Here is a 17413-nt window from a genome sequence, read left to right as displayed (position 1 = left end):
CAGCCGGCTTATTCGGATTGTCGCCCCAGCCAGGCGATGAGGTCGGCGCGTTCGCGCGGATCGCGCATGCCGGTGAAGGTCATGCTGGTGCCGGGCGCGACCGCTTCCGGATCGGCGATGAAACGGTCGAGCAGCGCCTCGTTCCAGCGTCCCTCCCGCTCGGCGAGCGCCCGGAGAGCGGCCGAATATTCGTAGCCGGGGCGGGCGGCTATGGGGCGGCCGACGATGGCGTGCAGGCTCGGGCCGGCCACATCGTTCCCCGGCGTCACGTCGTGGCAGGCATAGCATTTCTGGAAGGCGATCCGTCCCGGATCACCGGCTGGCTCCGGCGCGCCGGCCAGAGCCGCCGCTGAAAGAAAAAGGGCTCCAACGCCTAAAACCGGCCTCATGGCGTCCCGGTATAGACGATCATCAGCCTGTCGGTGCCCGATTCCGGCAGATAGACTTCGCCGGCGCGGCCTAGAATCTGGCGGACATTGGCTTCCGGCCCGCTGCCGGGAAAGCTCCTCCAGCTTTCCGTCTCGGGATTGAAAGCGAGCACCGCATTAGCCCCGAAATCGCTCACCCACACGATGCCGCGATCGTCGACATAGACGGCATAGGCCTTGGGCTTGTCGCCGGGAAGCTTCCAGCTCTTCCATTCGCCGCTCGCCGGCGTGTAGCGGTAGAGCTCGCCGCTATTCCACCCGGAGATCCAGAGATGGCCTTGGCTGTCGGCCCAGACGCGGCGGGTGCCCACGTCCGCCGTCGGCGGCTCGATGATCGTCGCCTCGCCGGTCTTGCCATCGACGCGGGCGAGATGGCTGCCGGCGAGCGAGACATAATAAATTTCGCCCGAAGGCGTCGCGGCGATGCCGTAAGGCCCGCGTCCTTCCGGATCCTTGAAGACGTCCATCTCGCCGGTCCTGGGATCGATCCGGCCGTAAATGCCGTTCTGCCCGGTGAACCAGTGGATACCGTCGCCGTCGAACGCGCCGGTATTGAGGTTAGTGTAGCCAGCCCCCTCCGGCAGCTTCCAGACGTCGATCTTCTCGGTCTTCGGATCGTAGCGGACGATGGCATTCTGGCCGCCGTCCGTGATCCAGGCCGCGCCGTCCGGGCCCTGGATGACGCCGTGGGGCGCCGAATCCGCGCCCAACGGCACCTGCCGCACCGCACCGGTGTCCGGATCGAGGATGCCGAGCGCGCCCTGCCTCTGGGCCGTGTACCAGACCTTCCCGTCCGGCGCGGGCGCGGCGTCATGCGGCCGCGAGCCTTCGGGTAGCTGGAAGACCTTGGTCACCGTGGCCGAGGCGGCGGCTTCGGCCATCGCCTCCTCCTCCGTTTGCTGGGCGCAGGCGGGCGAAGCGGTGAGGATCATCGAGGCAGCGAGGGCAAGGATGGCGGGCAAGCGAGCCATGACAGTCTCCCGATTCAGGCGGCTGTGGGGAGACTAGCGCCGCCGCTCGCTCAATCCAACCGCGTCGCGTCAGCCGCCGGGGCCCTGCACCCCTTCAGACCCTCGTTGCTGGGAAAAGCTCAGAAGGTCCGCAATCGGTGATGGGGTAGACAATGCCATGGGCCGCCGCGCCGCCCGCTCCTCCGCTCGCGATTCCGCCGCTCTGCTGGAACGCTATGTCGACACCCTCGAACGCCAGGGAGCGAACACTGAAAAATAAGGATAATTCATGTCAAAGCGCGGTGATTTCATCAACTTTGGATGGGACGGTACCTCGTCATTGCGAGGACCCCGGACTTGATCCGGGGGACGAAGCAATCCAGGTTCGAAGCGCGAGACTGGATTTCTTCGCTTCGCTCGCAATGACGTTGGGCGTCACCGCCTAATCCAGTCGCATCGCCTCCTCCGCGATGGCTTCAGCCTCCATCAGCAGCACGTCCTCGGCGCCGCCGCCGGAAACCTGCTCGCGGCCGATCATGATGAGGACCGGGACGGCCATGGGCGAGACCCGATCCAGCGGCATGTGGAGCATCGTGCCGGCGGCGCGGTCCAACAGGTCGGCGAGGCGGCCGACGTCGGTCATGCGGGCGCGGGCGTCCTCCCAGGCGGCGCGGAGGAGAAGGTGGTCGGGCTCGTAGCGGCGGAGCACGTCGTAGATGAGGTCGGTCGAGAAGGTGACCTGCCGACCCGATTTGCGCTTGCCGGGGTGGTGACGCTCGACGAGGCCGCCGATGACGGCGACCTCTCGAAAGGCGCGCTTCAACAGGTGCGAGCCCTGGACCCAGTCGACGAACTCCTGCTCCAATATGTCGGCGGAGAGGAGGCTGGCCGGATCGGTGATGGGTTCGAGCGCATAGCAGGCGAGGGCGTAGTCGTTGGAAACGAAACCGAGCGGCCCCATTCCCGCGCTCTCCAGCCGCCGCGTGATCAGCATGCCGAGCGACTGATGGGCATTCCAGCCCTCGAAGCTATAGATGACCAGATAATGTCGCCCCTCGTGCGGGAAGGTTTCGACGAGAAGCTGGTCGGGCGCGGGAAGGGCGGAGCGCTGCGCCTGCGCCTGCAGCCAGTCGCGTACATCGTCGGGGAAGCGGGTCCATTCGTCGGGCTCGGCGAGGAAGCGGCGGACGCGGCCGGCGAGGTGGGTGCTCATCGCCATGCGCGTGCCGCCATAGGTCGGGATGCGCGCCGACTTGTGGCTGGCGTGGACGAACAGGTCAGTGCCGTCGATCTTCTCCACCTCCAGCACCAGGCCGGAGAAATAGAAGGTGTCGCCCGGCGAGAGGGTGGCGGCGAAGCCTTCCTCGACGGTGCCGAGGCGGCGGCCGTTCCTGAAGCGCACGTCGAGCAGGGGCTGGTCGACGATGATGCCGGCGTTCATCCGGTGCTGCTGGATGAAGCGGGGATGCGAGACCCGCCAAGTCCCATCCGGCTCGCGGGTGAGGCGCTTGAAGCGATCGTAGGCGCGAAGGGCGTAGCCGCCGCTTTCGATGAAGGAGAGCACCCTGCCGAACGTCGCCTCGTCGAGCCCCGAATAGGGCGCGGCGGAGCGGACCTCGGCCAGCATCCTCTCCTCGCGGAAGGGTCCGGCGCAGGCAACGGCCATGACGTGCTGGGCGAGAACGTCGAGCGCGCCGGGGCGGAATTGCTCGTGATCGAGCACGCCTTCCTCGATGGCGTCGAGGGCCGCGCGACCTTCGAGATATTCGAAGCGGTTGCCGGGGATCAGGATCGCTTCGCTCGGCTCGTCGAGCCGGTGGTTGGCGCGGCCGATGCGCTGGAGGAGGCGCGAGCTGCCCTTGGGCGCCCCCATCTGCATGACGAGGTCGACATCGCCCCAGTCGATGCCGAGATCGAGGCTGGAGGTACAGACGAGGCCGCGAAGCCGCCCCTCCGCCATCGCCTTCTCGACCTTGCGCCGCGCCTCGATGTCGAGCGAGCCGTGATGGATGCCGATGGGCAGGTGATCGTCGTTCACCGTCCAGAGATCCTGGAAAATGAGCTCGCAGAGGCTGCGCGTGTTGCAGAAGACGAGGCTGGTCCTGTGCGCCTCGATCTCCTTCATCACCTGCCGTGCCGCCCAGCGGCCGCTATGGCCCGACCAGGGGATGCGCTCGTCCTCGGGAAGCATGATGTGGATGTCGGCCTCGGCGCCGGGATCGCCCATGACCACGTCCACCGTCTCCACGTCGGCATGGGCTGCCAGCCAGCCCTGATAGGCCTCCGGATCGGCGACGGTCGCAGAAAGGGCGACGCGACGCAGGCCCGGCGCCAGCTGCTGGAGGCGCGCCATGGACAGGCTCAGCAGGTCTCCGCGTTTTCCCGTGGCGAAGGCATGGACCTCGTCGATGACGATAGTGCTGAGCCCCTCGAACAGAAGCGCGCTGTCCTCGTGGCTGAGCAGCAGGCTCAGCGACTCCGGCGTCGTCAGCAGCATCTGCGGCGGCTTCACCCGCTGCCGCGCCTTGCGATCCGCCGGCGTGTCGCCGGTGCGGGTCTCGACCCGGATGTCGAGGCCCATCTCCGCGATCGGCGTCAGCAGGTTGCGCTGAACGTCGACGGCAAGCGCCTTCAGCGGCGAGACGTAGAGGGTGTGGAGGCCCTTGGTCGGTCGTTCGATCACTTCGACCAGGCTGGGAAGGAATCCCGCGAGAGTCTTGCCCGCCCCCGTGGGGGCGACCAGCAACGCGTTGCGGCCGGTTCGGGCGGCGGCGAGCATTTCGAGCTGGTGCCGCCGCGGGCTCCACCCGCGGGCGTCGAACCAGTCGCGGATGACGGGCGGGAGATCGCCCGCTAGCGCCGTCACCATGCCCGATCAGGGAACGTCTTCATTCTCCCCGCGATGGGCCCGATCCTCCTCGCGGTAAAGATCCCGCGTCGCCTGTTCCGTCCGCTCGTCCTCGCGCGGGGTGCGTTTGCGGTTGCGGAGGAGCACCCAGAGCAGCACGCCCGCCAGGACCAGCGGCCCCACGACCGTCATTATGAACCATCCGGCTCCAGCTAAATCCATGGCCTTGGCTCCTTCGCCGCGACATCGTTTCGGCGCCTCAACTTGGCGGACACGGGCGCCTCGCCCATATAGCTCCCGATGGCCCGTCTCGGTTCCTGGATCGAGCCTTTTCCCGAAGGCATTTATGTGAAACCCGCCGACGCCTGGGTCGATCCGAGCCGTCCCAAGGCGCGTGCGCTCATCACCCACGGCCATGCCGATCACGCGCGCGGCGGCCACGGGGCCGTCTGGGCGACGCCGGAGACGCTGGCGATCATGGAGTGCCGCTACGGACCGCAGCCGGGCCATGCGGTCGGCTATGGTGATGCCATGCGCATGGGCGAGGTGGACGTGAGCTTCGTCCCCGCCGGTCACGTCCTCGGCTCCGCCCAGATCGTGCTCGCACATGCCGGCGAGCGGGTCGTCGTCTCCGGCGATTACAAGCGCCGTCCGGACCCGACCTGCGCGCCGTTCGAACCGGTGCCCTGCGACATCTTCATCACCGAGGCGACGTTCGGGCTGCCCGTCTTCCGGCACCCCGAGACGGTGAACGAGATCGATCGTCTCCTGCTCCGGCTGCACGAAAATCCGGAGCGGTGCGTGCTGGTCGGCGCCTATGCGCTCGGCAAGGCGCAGCGGGTCATCATGGAGCTCAGGTGCCGGGGCCATGAGGACCCGATCTACATTCACGGCGCCTTGCAGCGGTTGTGCGATCTTTATGCCGAACAGGGCATAGCGCTCGGCGATCTACGCCCGGCGACCGGGGCGGCGAAGGAGGAGCTGAAGGGAAGGATCATCCTCTGCCCGCCCGGCGCTCTCAACGACCGCTGGTCGCGGCGCCTGCCCGATCCGATCACCGCCATGGCCTCGGGCTGGATGCGAATCCGCCAGCGCGCCCGTCAGCGCAATGTCGAGCTGCCGCTGATCATCTCCGACCATGCCGACTGGGACGAGCTCACCCGAACCCTCACCGAAATCGCGCCCAGGGAGGTGTGGGTCACGCACGGCCGCGAGGAGGCGCTGATCCACTGGTGCGCCATGCACCAGATCAAGGCGCGGGAGCTCAACCTCGTCGGCTATGAGGATGAGGACGATTAATCTTGCCGGCTGCCGCCGTTTCCTTTTGGCACGCCGATTTTCGCCATCATGACAAGCGCTTAGTTTCGGAGGACAATCAAGGCCGGTCGAATCGCTTCAGGACCAGATTGCGAAAGGGGAACGGTCATGATGAACAGCATGACGACGGCGCGAGGCGAAAGCTTCCCTCACAATCCCGGCTTCAGGGGATATCACGTCCTCTATCGGGAGAACGAGGTCAACCACTGCCCCGGCTGCGGCCGCACGCATTGGTATGTCGGGCGGGTCTCCGCCGAATGCGGCTTTTGCGGAACGGCGCTGCCGCTGGCCGAAGCCACGGCGCGGGGGACGGGCGGTTTCAGCCGCGCGCACGGCCCGTTGGCGATCGCCGACGCGGCATAGAAAAACCCGGCGCGCTCGGGGGAGCGGCCGGGTTATTCTTCAGGCTTTCGCCCGTATTACTGGATGGGCTGCAGGTTCACCGCCGCCGTCTTGCCGCGGCGGTCAACTTCCAGCTCGAACTCCAGCCGGTCGCCTTCGTTGAGGCTGACCATGCCGGCGCGCTCGACTGCCGAAATGTGGACAAAGGCATCGGGCTGGCCGTCGTCGCGGCTGATGAAGCCGAAGCCCTTCATCGCGTTGAAGAACTTGACGGTTCCGGAGGCCTTTTCGCCGGTCAGCTGACGCTGCGGCCCGCCGCCAAAGTCGCCGCGATCCTCGCGCGGCGCCCTTTCCGGGACGGGAAGCGGCTCGCCCTCGATCTTGAGATCGGTCGCCGAGACACGGCCGCCGCGGTCGACGAGCGTGAATTCGAGCGGCTGGCCTTCCGCCAGGCCGGTGAGGCCCGCCTGCTCGACCGCCGAGATGTGCACGAAGACATCCTCGCCGCCATCGTCGCGAACGATGAAGCCGAAGCCTTTCTGGCCGTTGAAGAATTTAACAACGCCCTTGCCTTCGCCGACAACCTGCGGGGGCATGCCGCCACCGCGTCCGCCGCCAAAACCACCACCGCCAGCAGCGCCGCCGGCACCGCCGCCGCGATAGCCACCGCCACCGCCACCGCCACCGAAGCCGCCTCGGTCACTGTAACCACCGCCGCCGCCGCCGCCAAATCGGTCGCCGCCGCCGAAGCTGCCTCGATCCTGAAATCCGCTGCTAAAGCTGTCTTCGCCGAAACCGTCGCGCTTATCGCGTCCGCGCCCGCCGCGATCCCCGCGACGCCCTCTGTCAAAACTCATGCCGTGTAATTCTTTCCCGCGCCCGAAATCCCTGTTGAGAACCACCGCGCCGGGCTAGATGCGCTAACGGCCTTGGCGCGAAAATTGGCGCACCGGCGAGTCTTATAACGCAGAATTTGGTTTCTAGCGAGTGACTTTCGACTCGATCAATGGGTCGATTTCATGCTCCTGTGGTAGGAGAAGCTTTCGGTCAGTGCTTGCGGGCAAGTCGATGGTGTCCGGCAACTATAATCGAGCCTATCGCGAGCCCGACGAGGCCTGCGCCGGCCGCGCCGACAATCCATTCGATCATTCCGCCCAGGCTCGGCAATCCATGCCCCGCCGCCTCCGCCACGACATGGATGCCATGAGCGAGGCCTGCAAATCCGAATTCCTCCAACCCATGGACGAGGATGCCGCCCCCCACCCAGATCATTGCCGCGATGCCGATAACCGACAGCGCCGTCATCAACCGGGGCATGGCATGCACCAGGGCCCGCCCCAGCGCGCGGGAGCCGGCGTCACGGCGCTCAGCGAGGTGAAGGCCGATATCGTCCATCTTCACGATCAGGCCGACGGCGCCGTAGACGCCGATCGTGATCGCGACCGCGACCAGCGCCAGAATGGCCGCACGCGTCAGAAACGGCTCGCTGGCGACCTCGGCGAGCGCGATCGCCATGATTTCGGCCGAAAGGATGAAGTCGGTCCGGACGGCGCCCGCGACCATCTTGCGTTCATGATCCTCGCTGTTGAGCTCGGCCGCCACCTCGGCGAGGCTGTGTTTGGCGCCGGAGACCGCTTCCCACACCTTTTCCGCGCCTTCGTAGCACAGATAGGCTCCGCCCAGCATGAGCAGGGGCGTGATCGCCCAGGGAAGGAGCGCGCTCAAGGCGAGGGCCACGGGCAGGATGATGAGGAGCTTGTTCTTGAGCGATCCCTTGGCGATGCGCGCGATGATCGGCAATTCGCGATCCGGCGTGAACCCCGTCACATAACGCGGGGTGACCGCCGTATCGTCGACCACCACGCCCGCGGCCTTCATGCCGGCCCGGCTGGCGGCGGCCCCGATATCGTCGATCGACGCGGCGCTGAGCTTGGCGATGGCTGCGACATCGTCAAGCAGCGCGGCGAGACCACTGGGCATGGGGTAGAGGTTCCTTTGATGGCGACAAGGCCCCTGTTAAGTGCTGGCGCGCCGCGATCAAGCCCGCCTCATCGATCGTCGCGCGGCGCATTGAGCCGCCAAAGGCTTTGGCTTATGCGGAGCGCATGGCCGTTTATTTTCACGAAGAAGATTTGCCGGAGGGCGTGCTCGCGCCGGGTCCGGTCGCCGTCGATACCGAGACGATGGGGCTGCAGCTGGGCCGGGACAGGCTGTGCTTGGTCCAGATCGCCGACGGGCGGGGTGACGAGCATCTCGTCCGCTTCGCGCCCAAGAGCAACTATACCGCCCCTAATCTCAAGGCGATTCTCGCCGATCCGGAGCGCCTCAAGCTTTATCATTTCGCCCGTTTCGACCTGGCCTCGATCCGCGCCTATCTCGGCGTGATGGCGGAGCCCGTCTATTGCACCAAGACGGCCTCGCGCCTCATCCGCACCTATACCGACCGGCATGGCCTCAAGGAGCTGGTGCGGGAGTTGCTTGGTCAGGAGATTTCGAAGCAGCAGCAGACTTCCGACTGGGGCGCGCCGGAGCTGACCGACGCGCAAAAGGACTATGCCGCCTCCGACGTCCGCTATCTTCATGGGCTGCGGGAGAAGCTCGACGAGCGGCTTGAGCGCGAAGGCCGAGCGCGTCTTGCCCAGGCCTGTTTCGACTTCCTTCCGAACCGGGCGCTGCTCGATCTCGCCGGCTGGCCGGAGGTGGATATCTTCGCCCATGTCTGAGCTCGCCGACCGCGAACGGTTGCGCAAGCAGCACTGGGCCGCGCCGGGCGGCTCTCACGATAATGTGGTGCGGCTCCTCAAGCTTGCGCTGCCGGTCCTCATCGGCGTGCTGATGGCCTACCTGGCGCTGGCGCCGCTTTCCAAGAACCAGGAAATCAGTTTCATCCTCGACAAGAACAAGGTCGCGGTGGCGAAGGAGCGGATGCGGGTCGAGGCAGCCCGCTATCGGGGGCAGGACGACAAGGGGCGCCCCTTCACCATAACGGCCGAATCCGCCGTTCAGGCGACGTCGCGCGACCCGATAGTCGACGTGCTCGGCATGATGGCTCGGCTCGGCCTCGAAAGCGGGCCGGCCACGATCAGGGCCGACCAGGGCCGCTACAATCTGGAGACCGAGACGGTGACGGTGACGGGACCGGTCCTGTTCACCGCCGCCGACGGCTATCGGATTCAGACGCGCGACGTCGCGGTCGATCTCGACACCCGGACGATGGAGAGCGACGGCGGCGTCGAAGGGCGCCTGCCTCTCGGGCGATTCTCGGCGAATCGGATGAGCGCCGATCTCGAGGGGCGGACGGTGACGCTCACCGGCAACGCCCGCTTGCATATCGTGCAGGGCGGTCTCAGATGAGCGCGATGAAAAGTTTCGCGAAAACGGCCGGCGCGGGCATGCTGGTCCTGGCCCTTATGGGAAGCCAGGCCAATGGACAGGCCCTGCGCGGCCACAACACCAACGCGCCGGTCGATGTCGCCGCCGATCGCATCGAGGTCCAGGATCGCGCGGATAGGGCGATCTTTTCGGGCGACGTCATCGCGCGCCAAGGCGATATGACGCTCAGCGCCGCTCGGTTGACGGTCGCCTATAGCGACGCCGGCGGCATCCAGATCGACCGGCTGACGGCGAGCGGCGGCGTTCTGCTCCGCAGCCCGTCGGAAACGGCGCGCGGCGAATACGCCATCTACGATCTCAACAATCGGGTCATCACCATGCTCGGGGGCGTCACCCTGACGCGCGGCGAGTCACGGGTGAACGGGGCGAGGCTGGTGCTTAGTCTTGATACCGGTCGGGCGGTGCTCGACGGCGGGTCAGGCGCCGTTCCCGGCACGACGAGCAGCGAAGACGGGCGTGTGTCCGGCACGTTCACCGTCCCGCAGCGACAAGACTAAGACCTTGATTGGAGGCGCTTTGCCGCATCCTCCAAACTGTTGCCGGTCAGTTGCGTTAACCGTTTTTTCTCTTCATGCATGAATCTTGCCAGTTGAGACATGCGGGCCGCTGTCCTAAATCGGGCGGGGTGGGGATGGAGCACGGATGAACGATACGGCACTTCTTGATCGACCCGAGGACGAGGCGGCGGTCGTGCATGTCGATCGCGGTCTGTCCGTCATATCGATCGCCAAATCCTATGACCGAAAAGCCGTGCTGACCGACGTGTCGCTCCACGTCGAGCGAGGGGAGGTCGTCGGTCTCCTGGGCCCCAACGGCGCTGGCAAGACGACCTGCTTCTATTCGATCATGGGCTTGGTGAAGCCCGACAGCGGCCGCATCCTGCTCGACGGCGAGGACATCACCGGCCTTCCCATGTATCGCCGCGCGATCCTGGGCCTCGGCTATCTGCCGCAGGAAACCTCGATCTTTCGCGGCCTGACCGTTTCACAGAACATCATGGCCGTCCTCGAAGTCGCCGAGCCCGACCGCAGGGTGCGCGAGCAGCGGCTCGAGCAGCTCCTGGGCGAATTTCATATCGAGCATCTCCGCGACGCGCCGGCCATGGCTCTCTCCGGCGGCGAGCGGCGCCGCTGCGAGATCGCCCGCGCGCTCGCCGCCGATCCATCGATCATGCTCCTCGACGAGCCCTTCGCGGGCATCGATCCCATCTCGATCGCCGACATCCGCGACCTCGTCTCCGAATTGAAGAAGCGCGATATCGGCGTCCTCATCACGGACCATAATGTCCGCGAGACGCTCGACCTCGTAGACCGCGCGGCGATCATCTACGACGGCCAGGTGTTGTTCGCCGGCAGCCCGGCGGCGCTGGTCGCCGACGAGAATGTCCGCCGCCTCTACCTCGGCGAAAGCTTCGAGCTCTAAACAATGGCGCTCGGCCCCCGCCTGGACCTGCGCCAAAGCCAGTCGCTGGTGATGACGCCGCAGCTCCAGCAGGCGATCCGGCTACTGGCGCTGTCCAACTTGGAGGTCGAAAGCTTCATCGCCGAGGAGCTGGAAAAAAATCCTCTGCTCGACAGTGCCGGCGAGGACGAGCCGAACGGCCAGGCCGGAGAGGCGGAAGTCGCGCTCGTCGAAGCCGAGGAACCCGAGACGATCGACCTCCTCGTCCAGTCGGGTGACGCCGAGCGCGATGCGCCGCTCGACGTTGATTACAACAGCGAGGATTTTCACCAGGACAGCGCCGCCGACAGCATGCGCGGCCTCGACGGCGGTCTTGGACTGGACGGGCTGGCGTCCGGCGGCTCGGCACCGGGCGAGGCGCCCGACTATGACAGCTTCGCCAGCGCCGAAATCTCGCTCCAGGAGCATCTTTTGGCCCAGGCGGGCTCCTCCCTGTCGGACCGCGACCTGGTTATCGCCGGACAGGTTATCGAGCAGATCGACGAGACCGGCTATTTCCTCGGGTCCGTGCTGGATCTGGCCCAGCGTCTCGGTGCCCCGCTCGCCGATGTCGAGCGGGTGTTGGCCGTCATACAGAGCTTCGATCCCGCGGGCGTCGGCGCCCGGTCGCTGGCCGAATGCCTCGCGCTTCAGGCAAAGGAAGCCGACCGCTACGATCCGGCGATGGCGCGGCTGATCGACAATCTCGACTACCTCGCCAAGGGCAACCTGACGGCGCTCAAGCGGATATGCGGCGTCGACGACGAGGATCTGGGGGACATGATCCGCGAGCTGCGCGCCTATGATCCCAAGCCCGGCTGCCGGTTCGGGCAGGGCGAGCGGGTCGACGCCATCGTGCCTGACGTCTTCGTCGCGAGCCGCGGTGTGGGCTGGGCGATCGAGCTCAACAGCGCGACGCTGCCGAAGCTCCTCGTCAATCGCAGCTACTATACCGAGCTATCGGGCGGGGCGCAGGACAAGCAGTCGAAAGCCTGGCTGTCGGAGTGCCTGGCTAGCGCCAACTGGCTTTTGAAGGCGCTCGACCAGAGGGCGCGGACTATCGTCAAGGTCTCGACCGAGATCGTGAAGCAGCAGGACGGCTTCTTCCGCAAGGGCGTCACCCATCTCCGTCCGCTTACGCTGCGTGCGGTGGCCGAAGCCATCGGCATGCATGAATCGACGGTGAGCCGGGTTACGTCCAACAAATATCTCGCCTGCGAGCGCGGTCTATTCGAGCTCAAATATTTCTTCACCAGCGGCATCCAGAGCGCCGACGGCGGCGACGCGGTCTCGGCCGAGGCGGTCAAGAGCCACATCAAGACGCTGATCGCGGCCGAGGGCGACCGCGCGATCCTGTCCGACGACCAACTGGTAGAATTGCTTCGGGCCAAGGGCTTCGACATTGCGCGGCGCACCGTCGCCAAGTATCGCGAGTCGATGGGGATCGGCTCGTCGGTCCAGCGCCGGCGCCAGAAGGCGATCGGCAGTCGCGCCGCCTGAGGCGCCTCGCAGCTCTCGGGGGTGAAAAGTCCATGACGGCCAAGATACTTGTCCTCGCAGGGCGCCGATCGGCAGCCCTCGACCCGCTCGCCAAAGCGGCTGGGGTCACCCACAAATGCCTGGTTCCGGTACGCGGCGAGGCCATGGTCGGGCGGGTGCTTCGCACCGCCGCTGATGCCTGGCCGGATGCGGAGCTGTTCCTGTCGGTCGACGATTTCAGCGCCGTCGCGGAAGAGCCGACCGTTGCCCACCTGCACGCCGCGGGTCGGCTAACGCCGATCGAGGCCCGCTTTCACATCGTCGACAGCGTGGTCGAGGCGAGCCGGATTACCGGTTTTCCCCTGGTCATCACGACGGCCGACAATGTGCTGATGACGGCGGACGCCCTGCATCGGCTCGCTGCCGAGGGAGACAAGAAGGAGGCCGACGCGATCGTGGTCATGGCCGAAAAACAGGACATATTGGCCGCACATCCAGACGGCCAGCGCCGCTTCTACGAGATGAAGGGCGGCGGCTATTCCAACTGCAATCTCTTCTGGCTCGGCAGCGAGGCCGCATTGAAGGCGACGGAGAGTTTCCGCGAGGGCGGACAGTTCGCCAAGCATCCGTCACGGATCGTCAAGGCCTTCGGTATCCTGAACCTCATCCGTTTCCGCTTCGGCCTGACGACGCTCGAGGGCATATTCCGCCACATCTCCCGCCGCTTCGGCGTGCGGGTGAGGCCGATGGTGGTCACCGACGGTCGCCTCGCCATCGACGTCGACAACGAACGCACCCACCGCGTCGCCGAAGAGATATTGGCGCGCCAAGGCTGAGCTTATCCGCCGCCTTGGCGCGCCAATCAGCCGTCGCGGCAGGGCCACTATTCGCTGATGGCTAGATTTGTCGCCTGCTGTCCGACCAACGTCACTTCGACGCGGCGGTTCTGTTGGCGGCCGGCCGTCGTGGAATTGCTGGCGACGGGTGTCGCCTCGCCGTGGCCTATCGCCTGGATGCGGGACGGATCGACGCCCAGCGAAGCCAGACGCGCCCGTACCGATGCCGCGCGTGCTTCGGACAAGCGCTGGTTATAGGCGGTCGATCCGCGCGAGTCCGTGTGGCCATCGATCCTGACGCGGACCTCGGGGTTGGCCTGGAGATAGCTCACCAGCGGGGCGAGCCTTTGCTCGGCGCCGGGCTTCAGTTCCGCCCGGGCGGTTTCGAACACGACGTCCTGAAGGACTAGGGTCGCGCCCAGCTGTGTCTGCTTCATCTGGTCGCGGAGCCGCTCGGTTTCCGCGCGCGCGGCTTCGGCAGTGGCTCGTGCATCGGCCGCTTCAGCCTCGGCGTCGGCGATCCGCGCCTCATCCTGGCCAGCGCTTGCCGTCTCGACCCGTTCGATCTCAGCTTTCACCTGGGCGATCTTGGCGCGCACGCGCGCTGTTTCGATGAGCGCGTTGATGCGGTTGGTGAGCGCCGCGGCCTGGACCTCGTCGTCTGCGTCGAGATTCCGGAGCAGCGGGTCGAGGCTGGCTTCGGCGGCGTCGAGCGCGGCACCGCCATATTCGGAGACGCCCGGCTCGGCGCGGACGGCGCCGATCTTCTCGCGGAGTTGGTTGACGATGAGGCGATCGCTTTCATCGGCGAACGCCGGCGTGGCCATCGACGTGGCAAGCAGGCCGGCGGCGGTCAGCTTGATCAGAGTCTTCATGATAGCTCTCCTCTATCGCGCGGTGAGCTTGTTGAGTTCTGCGGTAAGGGCCCGAAGCTCGGCAGTGGCCTGCGCGAGCCCGGCCAGTGCTTCGGCTTCGCCGGCGGCGTGGAGGGCGCGATCCTCATTATCGTCGCGGATCGCGACTTCGGCCCGTTCCAGGGCGGCGCGTGCGCGCGTCTGAACGTCGGCCGCTTCTCCGGCGACGCCGGCCTTGTCATTCGCCTCGATCATGCCGCGCGCTTCGGCGACCACGGCTCGTGCGGTTCGTTCGCTCTGGGCCAGAGCCGCACCCGACAGGGCGGCTCCCGCAAGCGCGAATGCCGCCGCAATGGCGGTCAATCGGATACGCATCGGTCTACTCCCATGTTGGTGGAACCGCCCGTAAAACATCGGACGACCACCCCTCGTTCCATGAACTACAGATTAAGGAGCACCGAAGTTATTGTGGAGACAGAGAAAAATAGATCAAAAATTCCTGCGTCCACCGCGCAGGTCGTCCTGAAAGGCCGACACGATTCTAGACGTCCAGATTGGCGACGTTCAGCGCATTCTCCTGGATGAATTCGCGACGGGGTTCGACGACGTCTCCCATCAGGCGCGTGAAGATCTCGTCGGCGACATCGGCCTGCTCGATCTCGACCTGGAGGAGGCTGCGGTTCTCGGGATCGAGCGTCGTCTCCCAAAGCTGTTCGGCGTTCATTTCGCCGAGGCCCTTGTAGCGCTGGATCGAGAGGCCCTTGCGGCCGGCCGCCAGGATGCCTTCGAGCAACTCGCTGGGGCGGCGGACGAGCACGCCCTTGGCCGCCACAGCCGGTTCCTCGCCCTCCTCGTCGGCTTCGGCGGCGGCCTCCGAGGCCTTGAGCGTGATGAGGCGGGATGACGTCGCGTAGGTCGCCGCCTGCTCTGAAGCCAGGCCGTGCAGCTTGCGCGCCTCGGCGGACGCCAGGAACTTGTAGTCGACCAGGTGATAGTCGGTGACGCCGCGCCAAAGGCGCTTCAATCCATAGCCGCCGGGTTCGGTAACCTCGCCCGTCCAGGTCGCTTCCTCGTCACTTGCCTGGAGCCAGGCGGCCGCAGCCGTCACCAGCTTCTCGCGGCGCGGAATCCCGGCTCCCGGGTCGAGGGCGCCGGTGAGCGCCAGAGCCTCGATGATGGCGGGGTCGTAGTGGCGCGGCACATAGCGCATCAAGGTGCGCATGCGGCGGGCATGATCGGCGAGGGCGCGAAGGTCGTCGCCCGAGCGGGGGCCTTCGGACGTCTCCAGCACTTGTCCGCCGATGCCGGCATCGACGAGATATTCGTCGAGCTTGGCGTCGTCCTTGAGATAGACTTCCGACCGGCCCTTGGCGACTTTGTAAAGCGGCGGCTGGGCGATGTAGAGATGCCCGCGCTCGATGATCTCGGGCATCTGCCGGTAGAAGAAGGTCAGCAGAAGCGTGCGGATGTGGGCGCCGTCGACGTCGGCGTCCGTCATGATCACGATCTTGTGGTAGCGCAATTTCTCGATGTTGAAATCGTCGCGGCCGATGCCGGTTCCCATCGCCTGGATGAGCGTGCCGACCTCCTTCGATGACAGCATCCGGTCGAAGCGTGCGCGCTCGACGTTGAGGATCTTGCCCTTCAGCGGCAGGATCGCCTGGGTGTGGCGGTTGCGGCCTTGCTTGGCCGAGCCGCCGGCCGAGTCACCCTCGACCAGGAACAGCTCGGACTTGGCCGGGTCGCGCTCCTGGCAGTCGGCGAGCTTTCCCGGAAGGGAGGCGACGCCGAGCACGCTCTTGCGGCTCGCCTCGCGCGCCTTGCGGGCGGCTTCGCGGGCGGCGGCGGCGTCGATGATCTTCTGGATGATCGTCTTGGCGTGGCCGGGATTTTCCTCCAGCCATTCGGCGAGCTTGTCGGCCATCAGGCTTTCCAGGGGCTGGCGGACCTCCGAGCTGACCAGCTTGTCCTTGGTCTGCGAGCCGAACTTGGGATCGGGCAGCTTGACCGAGACGATCGCGGTCAGGCCCTCCCGCATGTCGTCGCCGGTGAGGCTTACCTTCTCGCGCTTCATCATGCCGGACTTGTCGGCATAATTGTTCAGGGTGCGGGTCAGCGCCGCGCGGAAGGCCGCCAAATGGGTGCCGCCGTCGCGCTGCGGAATGTTGTTGGTGAAGCAGAGGGTCTGCTCATAATAGCTGTCGTTCCATTCGAGAGCGACCTCGATGCCGATATCGTCGCGCTGGCCGGTGACCGAGATCGGATCGGGGATGAGCGCGGTCTTGGCGCGGTCGAGATAGCGGACGAAGGCGGCGATCCCGCCCTCGTAGAACAGCTCGACCTGTTTCGCTTCCTCATGCCGCGCATCGCACAGCAGCAGGCGGACGCCTGAGTTGAGGAAGGCAAGCTCGCGGAAGCGGTGCTCCAGCTTCTCGAAGTCGAAATCCATGACCTTGAAGGTGGCGGAGGAGGGCAGGAAGGTGACCTTGGTGCCCTTCTTGCCCTCCGGGGCGGGGCCAAGCACCTTCAAGGGCGCTTCGGCGTCGCCGTGGCGGAAGCGCATCCAATGCTCCTCGCCGTCGCGCCAGATGGTGAGCTCCAGCCATTCGCTGAGCGCGTTGACGACCGAGACGCCGACACCGTGGAGGCCGCCGGAGACCTTGTAGGCGTTGTCGTCGGAGGTGTTCTCGAACTTACCACCGGCGTGGAGCTGGGTCATGATGACCTCGGCCGCCGAGACGCCTTCTTCCTTGTGGATCCCGGTCGGGATGCCGCGGCCGTTATCCTCGACCGAAACCGAGCCGTCGGCGTTGAGCGTGATCTGGATGAGGTCGCAATGCCCCGCCAGCGCCTCGTCGATCGCATTGTCGGCGACCTCGAACACCATGTGGTGGAGACCCGAACCGTCGTCGGTGTCGCCGATGTACATTCCGGGCCGCTTGCGGACCGCGTCGAGGCCTTTCAGCACCTTGATGGATTCGGCGCCGTAGCTGTTTTCAGAAGGATTGGATGCCATGTTGATTATATAGCCACGAGGCGGAGGAAACCCAAGGAAAAAGGGGCGGAATCACGACATCTCCGGCCAACGGTCAGGAGCCCTTGATGCGGCCGTTTTCTACGTCCAGCCACGTCGCTTTGTCGACGGTCTCGAACAGCGATCTTTCCGTGCCGGTCAGCCACACCTGTCCGCCGGCCTCGGCCAAGCGGGCGAAAAGGGCGGCGCGGCGGCTGGGGTCGAGATGGGCGGCGACCTCGTCGAGGAGGAGGATGGGGCGGCGGCCGGCGCGTTCGGCGACGAGATCGGCATGGGCGAGGACGAGGCCGAGCAGCAGCGCCTTCTGCTCGCCTGTCGAGCAGAGGGCGGCGGGCTGGTTCTTGCCGAGATGGGTGACGGCGAGATCGGTGCGGTGAGGACCAGCAAGGGTTCGCCCGGCGGCGGCGTCGCGGGCGCGGCCAGAGGCGAAGTCGCAGCCGAGATCGCCGCTGGTCCAACCTTCCAGAGCGAGGCCGGCGCGGGCGAAGGGGC

17 protein-coding genes and 1 pseudogene are annotated in these 17413 nt (G+C 66.1%); 8 read left to right on the top strand and 10 right to left on the bottom strand.

Features of this window, described 5'->3' with window-relative positions:
* Window positions 1–8: 8 nt before the first annotated feature.
* The 4 genes from VIR62_RS11230 to VIR62_RS11215 all read right to left on the bottom strand — a co-directional run bounded on the left by VIR62_RS11230 (window position 9) and on the right by VIR62_RS11215 (window position 4448).
* Window positions 9–389: a c-type cytochrome gene (locus VIR62_RS11230; protein WP_431871317.1), complete on the bottom strand. Its 381-nt coding sequence runs from the start codon at window positions 387–389 to the stop codon at window positions 9–11.
* Complete coding sequence (locus VIR62_RS11225; protein ID WP_431871315.1) at window positions 386–1399, bottom strand: Vgb family protein; 1014 nt, start codon at window positions 1397–1399, stop codon at window positions 386–388. The genes VIR62_RS11230 and VIR62_RS11225 overlap by 4 nt, the downstream gene beginning before the upstream one ends.
* A 421-nt stretch (window positions 1400–1820) precedes the next feature.
* Window positions 1821–4247 carry a ligase-associated DNA damage response DEXH box helicase gene (locus VIR62_RS11220; protein WP_431871314.1) on the bottom strand — a complete coding sequence of 809 codons (2427 nt, stop codon included), beginning with the start codon at window positions 4245–4247 and terminating at the stop codon, window positions 1821–1823.
* Between the two features lie 6 nt (window positions 4248–4253).
* Window positions 4254–4448 carry a hypothetical protein gene (locus VIR62_RS11215; protein ID WP_431871312.1) on the bottom strand — a complete coding sequence of 65 codons (195 nt, stop codon included), beginning with the start codon at window positions 4446–4448 and terminating at the stop codon, window positions 4254–4256.
* A gap of 78 nt (window positions 4449–4526) precedes the next feature.
* Between VIR62_RS11215 and VIR62_RS11210 the strand changes: the two genes are divergently transcribed.
* Window positions 4527–5525 carry a ligase-associated DNA damage response exonuclease gene (locus VIR62_RS11210; RefSeq protein ID WP_431871310.1) on the top strand — a complete coding sequence of 333 codons (999 nt, stop codon included), beginning with the start codon at window positions 4527–4529 and terminating at the stop codon, window positions 5523–5525.
* 126 nt (window positions 5526–5651) lie between these two features.
* Window positions 5652–5906 carry a hypothetical protein gene (locus tag VIR62_RS11205; protein WP_431871309.1) on the top strand — a complete coding sequence of 85 codons (255 nt, stop codon included), beginning with the start codon at window positions 5652–5654 and terminating at the stop codon, window positions 5904–5906.
* Between the two features lie 56 nt (window positions 5907–5962).
* Here the strand turns inward: VIR62_RS11205 and VIR62_RS11200 are convergent, their stop codons facing one another.
* Both VIR62_RS11200 and VIR62_RS11195 read right to left on the bottom strand, forming a co-directional pair.
* Window positions 5963–6742, bottom strand: a complete 780-nt coding sequence (locus VIR62_RS11200) for a cold-shock protein (protein WP_431871307.1) — start codon at window positions 6740–6742, stop codon at window positions 5963–5965.
* Window positions 6743–6932: 190 nt separating this feature from the next.
* Window positions 6933–7865, bottom strand: coding sequence for a DUF808 domain-containing protein (locus VIR62_RS11195; RefSeq protein WP_431871306.1), 933 nt, complete (start codon window positions 7863–7865; stop codon window positions 6933–6935).
* A 125-nt stretch (window positions 7866–7990) separates the two neighbouring features.
* On the opposite strand from VIR62_RS11195, the gene VIR62_RS11190 reads away from it, so the two are divergent.
* The 6 genes from VIR62_RS11190 (at window position 7991) to VIR62_RS11165 (ending at window position 13033) form a co-directional block, all read left to right on the top strand.
* The gene (locus tag VIR62_RS11190) at window positions 7991–8608 is read left to right on the top strand and encodes a ribonuclease D (RefSeq protein ID WP_431871304.1); all 618 of its coding nucleotides are present in this window, start codon (window positions 7991–7993) and stop codon (window positions 8606–8608) included.
* Window positions 8601–9239 (top strand): LPS export ABC transporter periplasmic protein LptC, encoded by a 639-nt coding sequence (gene lptC / locus VIR62_RS11185; protein WP_431871302.1) that lies wholly within the window; start codon window positions 8601–8603, stop codon window positions 9237–9239. Before VIR62_RS11190 ends, lptC begins: the two co-directional genes overlap by 8 nt.
* Window positions 9240–9244: 5 nt before the next feature.
* A complete protein-coding gene (locus VIR62_RS11180; RefSeq protein ID WP_431871351.1) occupies window positions 9245–9775 on the top strand; it encodes an LptA/OstA family protein in 531 nt (176 codons plus the stop codon).
* A gap of 145 nt (window positions 9776–9920) precedes the next feature.
* A complete protein-coding gene (lptB, locus tag VIR62_RS11175) occupies window positions 9921–10700 on the top strand; it encodes an LPS export ABC transporter ATP-binding protein (protein WP_431871300.1) in 780 nt (259 codons plus the stop codon).
* A gap of 3 nt (window positions 10701–10703) precedes the next feature.
* Window positions 10704–12218 carry an RNA polymerase factor sigma-54 gene (gene rpoN, locus VIR62_RS11170; RefSeq protein ID WP_431871298.1) on the top strand — a complete coding sequence of 505 codons (1515 nt, stop codon included), beginning with the start codon at window positions 10704–10706 and terminating at the stop codon, window positions 12216–12218.
* Between the two features lie 32 nt (window positions 12219–12250).
* A complete protein-coding gene (locus tag VIR62_RS11165) occupies window positions 12251–13033 on the top strand; it encodes an NTP transferase domain-containing protein (protein ID WP_431871297.1) in 783 nt (260 codons plus the stop codon).
* A gap of 47 nt (window positions 13034–13080) precedes the next feature.
* Here the strand turns inward: VIR62_RS11165 and VIR62_RS11160 are convergent, their stop codons facing one another.
* From VIR62_RS11160 to VIR62_RS11145, 4 genes and pseudogenes are all read right to left on the bottom strand, one after another.
* The gene (locus VIR62_RS11160; RefSeq protein WP_431871296.1) at window positions 13081–13908 is read right to left on the bottom strand and encodes an OmpA family protein; all 828 of its coding nucleotides are present in this window, start codon (window positions 13906–13908) and stop codon (window positions 13081–13083) included.
* A 12-nt stretch (window positions 13909–13920) separates the two neighbouring features.
* Entirely contained in the window at window positions 13921–14262 is a 342-nt protein-coding gene (locus tag VIR62_RS11155) for a hypothetical protein (protein WP_431871294.1), read from the bottom strand.
* A 166-nt stretch (window positions 14263–14428) separates the two neighbouring features.
* Window positions 14429–16903 carry a DNA topoisomerase (ATP-hydrolyzing) subunit B gene (gene gyrB, locus VIR62_RS11150; protein ID WP_431871293.1) on the bottom strand — a complete coding sequence of 825 codons (2475 nt, stop codon included), beginning with the start codon at window positions 16901–16903 and terminating at the stop codon, window positions 14429–14431.
* A gap of 73 nt (window positions 16904–16976) precedes the next feature.
* A pseudogene (locus VIR62_RS11145) lies at window positions 16977–17413 on the bottom strand (DNA replication/repair protein RecF); the annotation flags it as partial.

Origin of the sequence: Allosphingosinicella sp., from assembly GCF_036570505.1 — a bacterium.
In the GTDB taxonomy this organism is placed as follows: domain Bacteria; phylum Pseudomonadota; class Alphaproteobacteria; order Sphingomonadales; family Sphingomonadaceae; genus Allosphingosinicella.
This window is presented reverse-complemented; position numbering and strand designations above follow the sequence as displayed.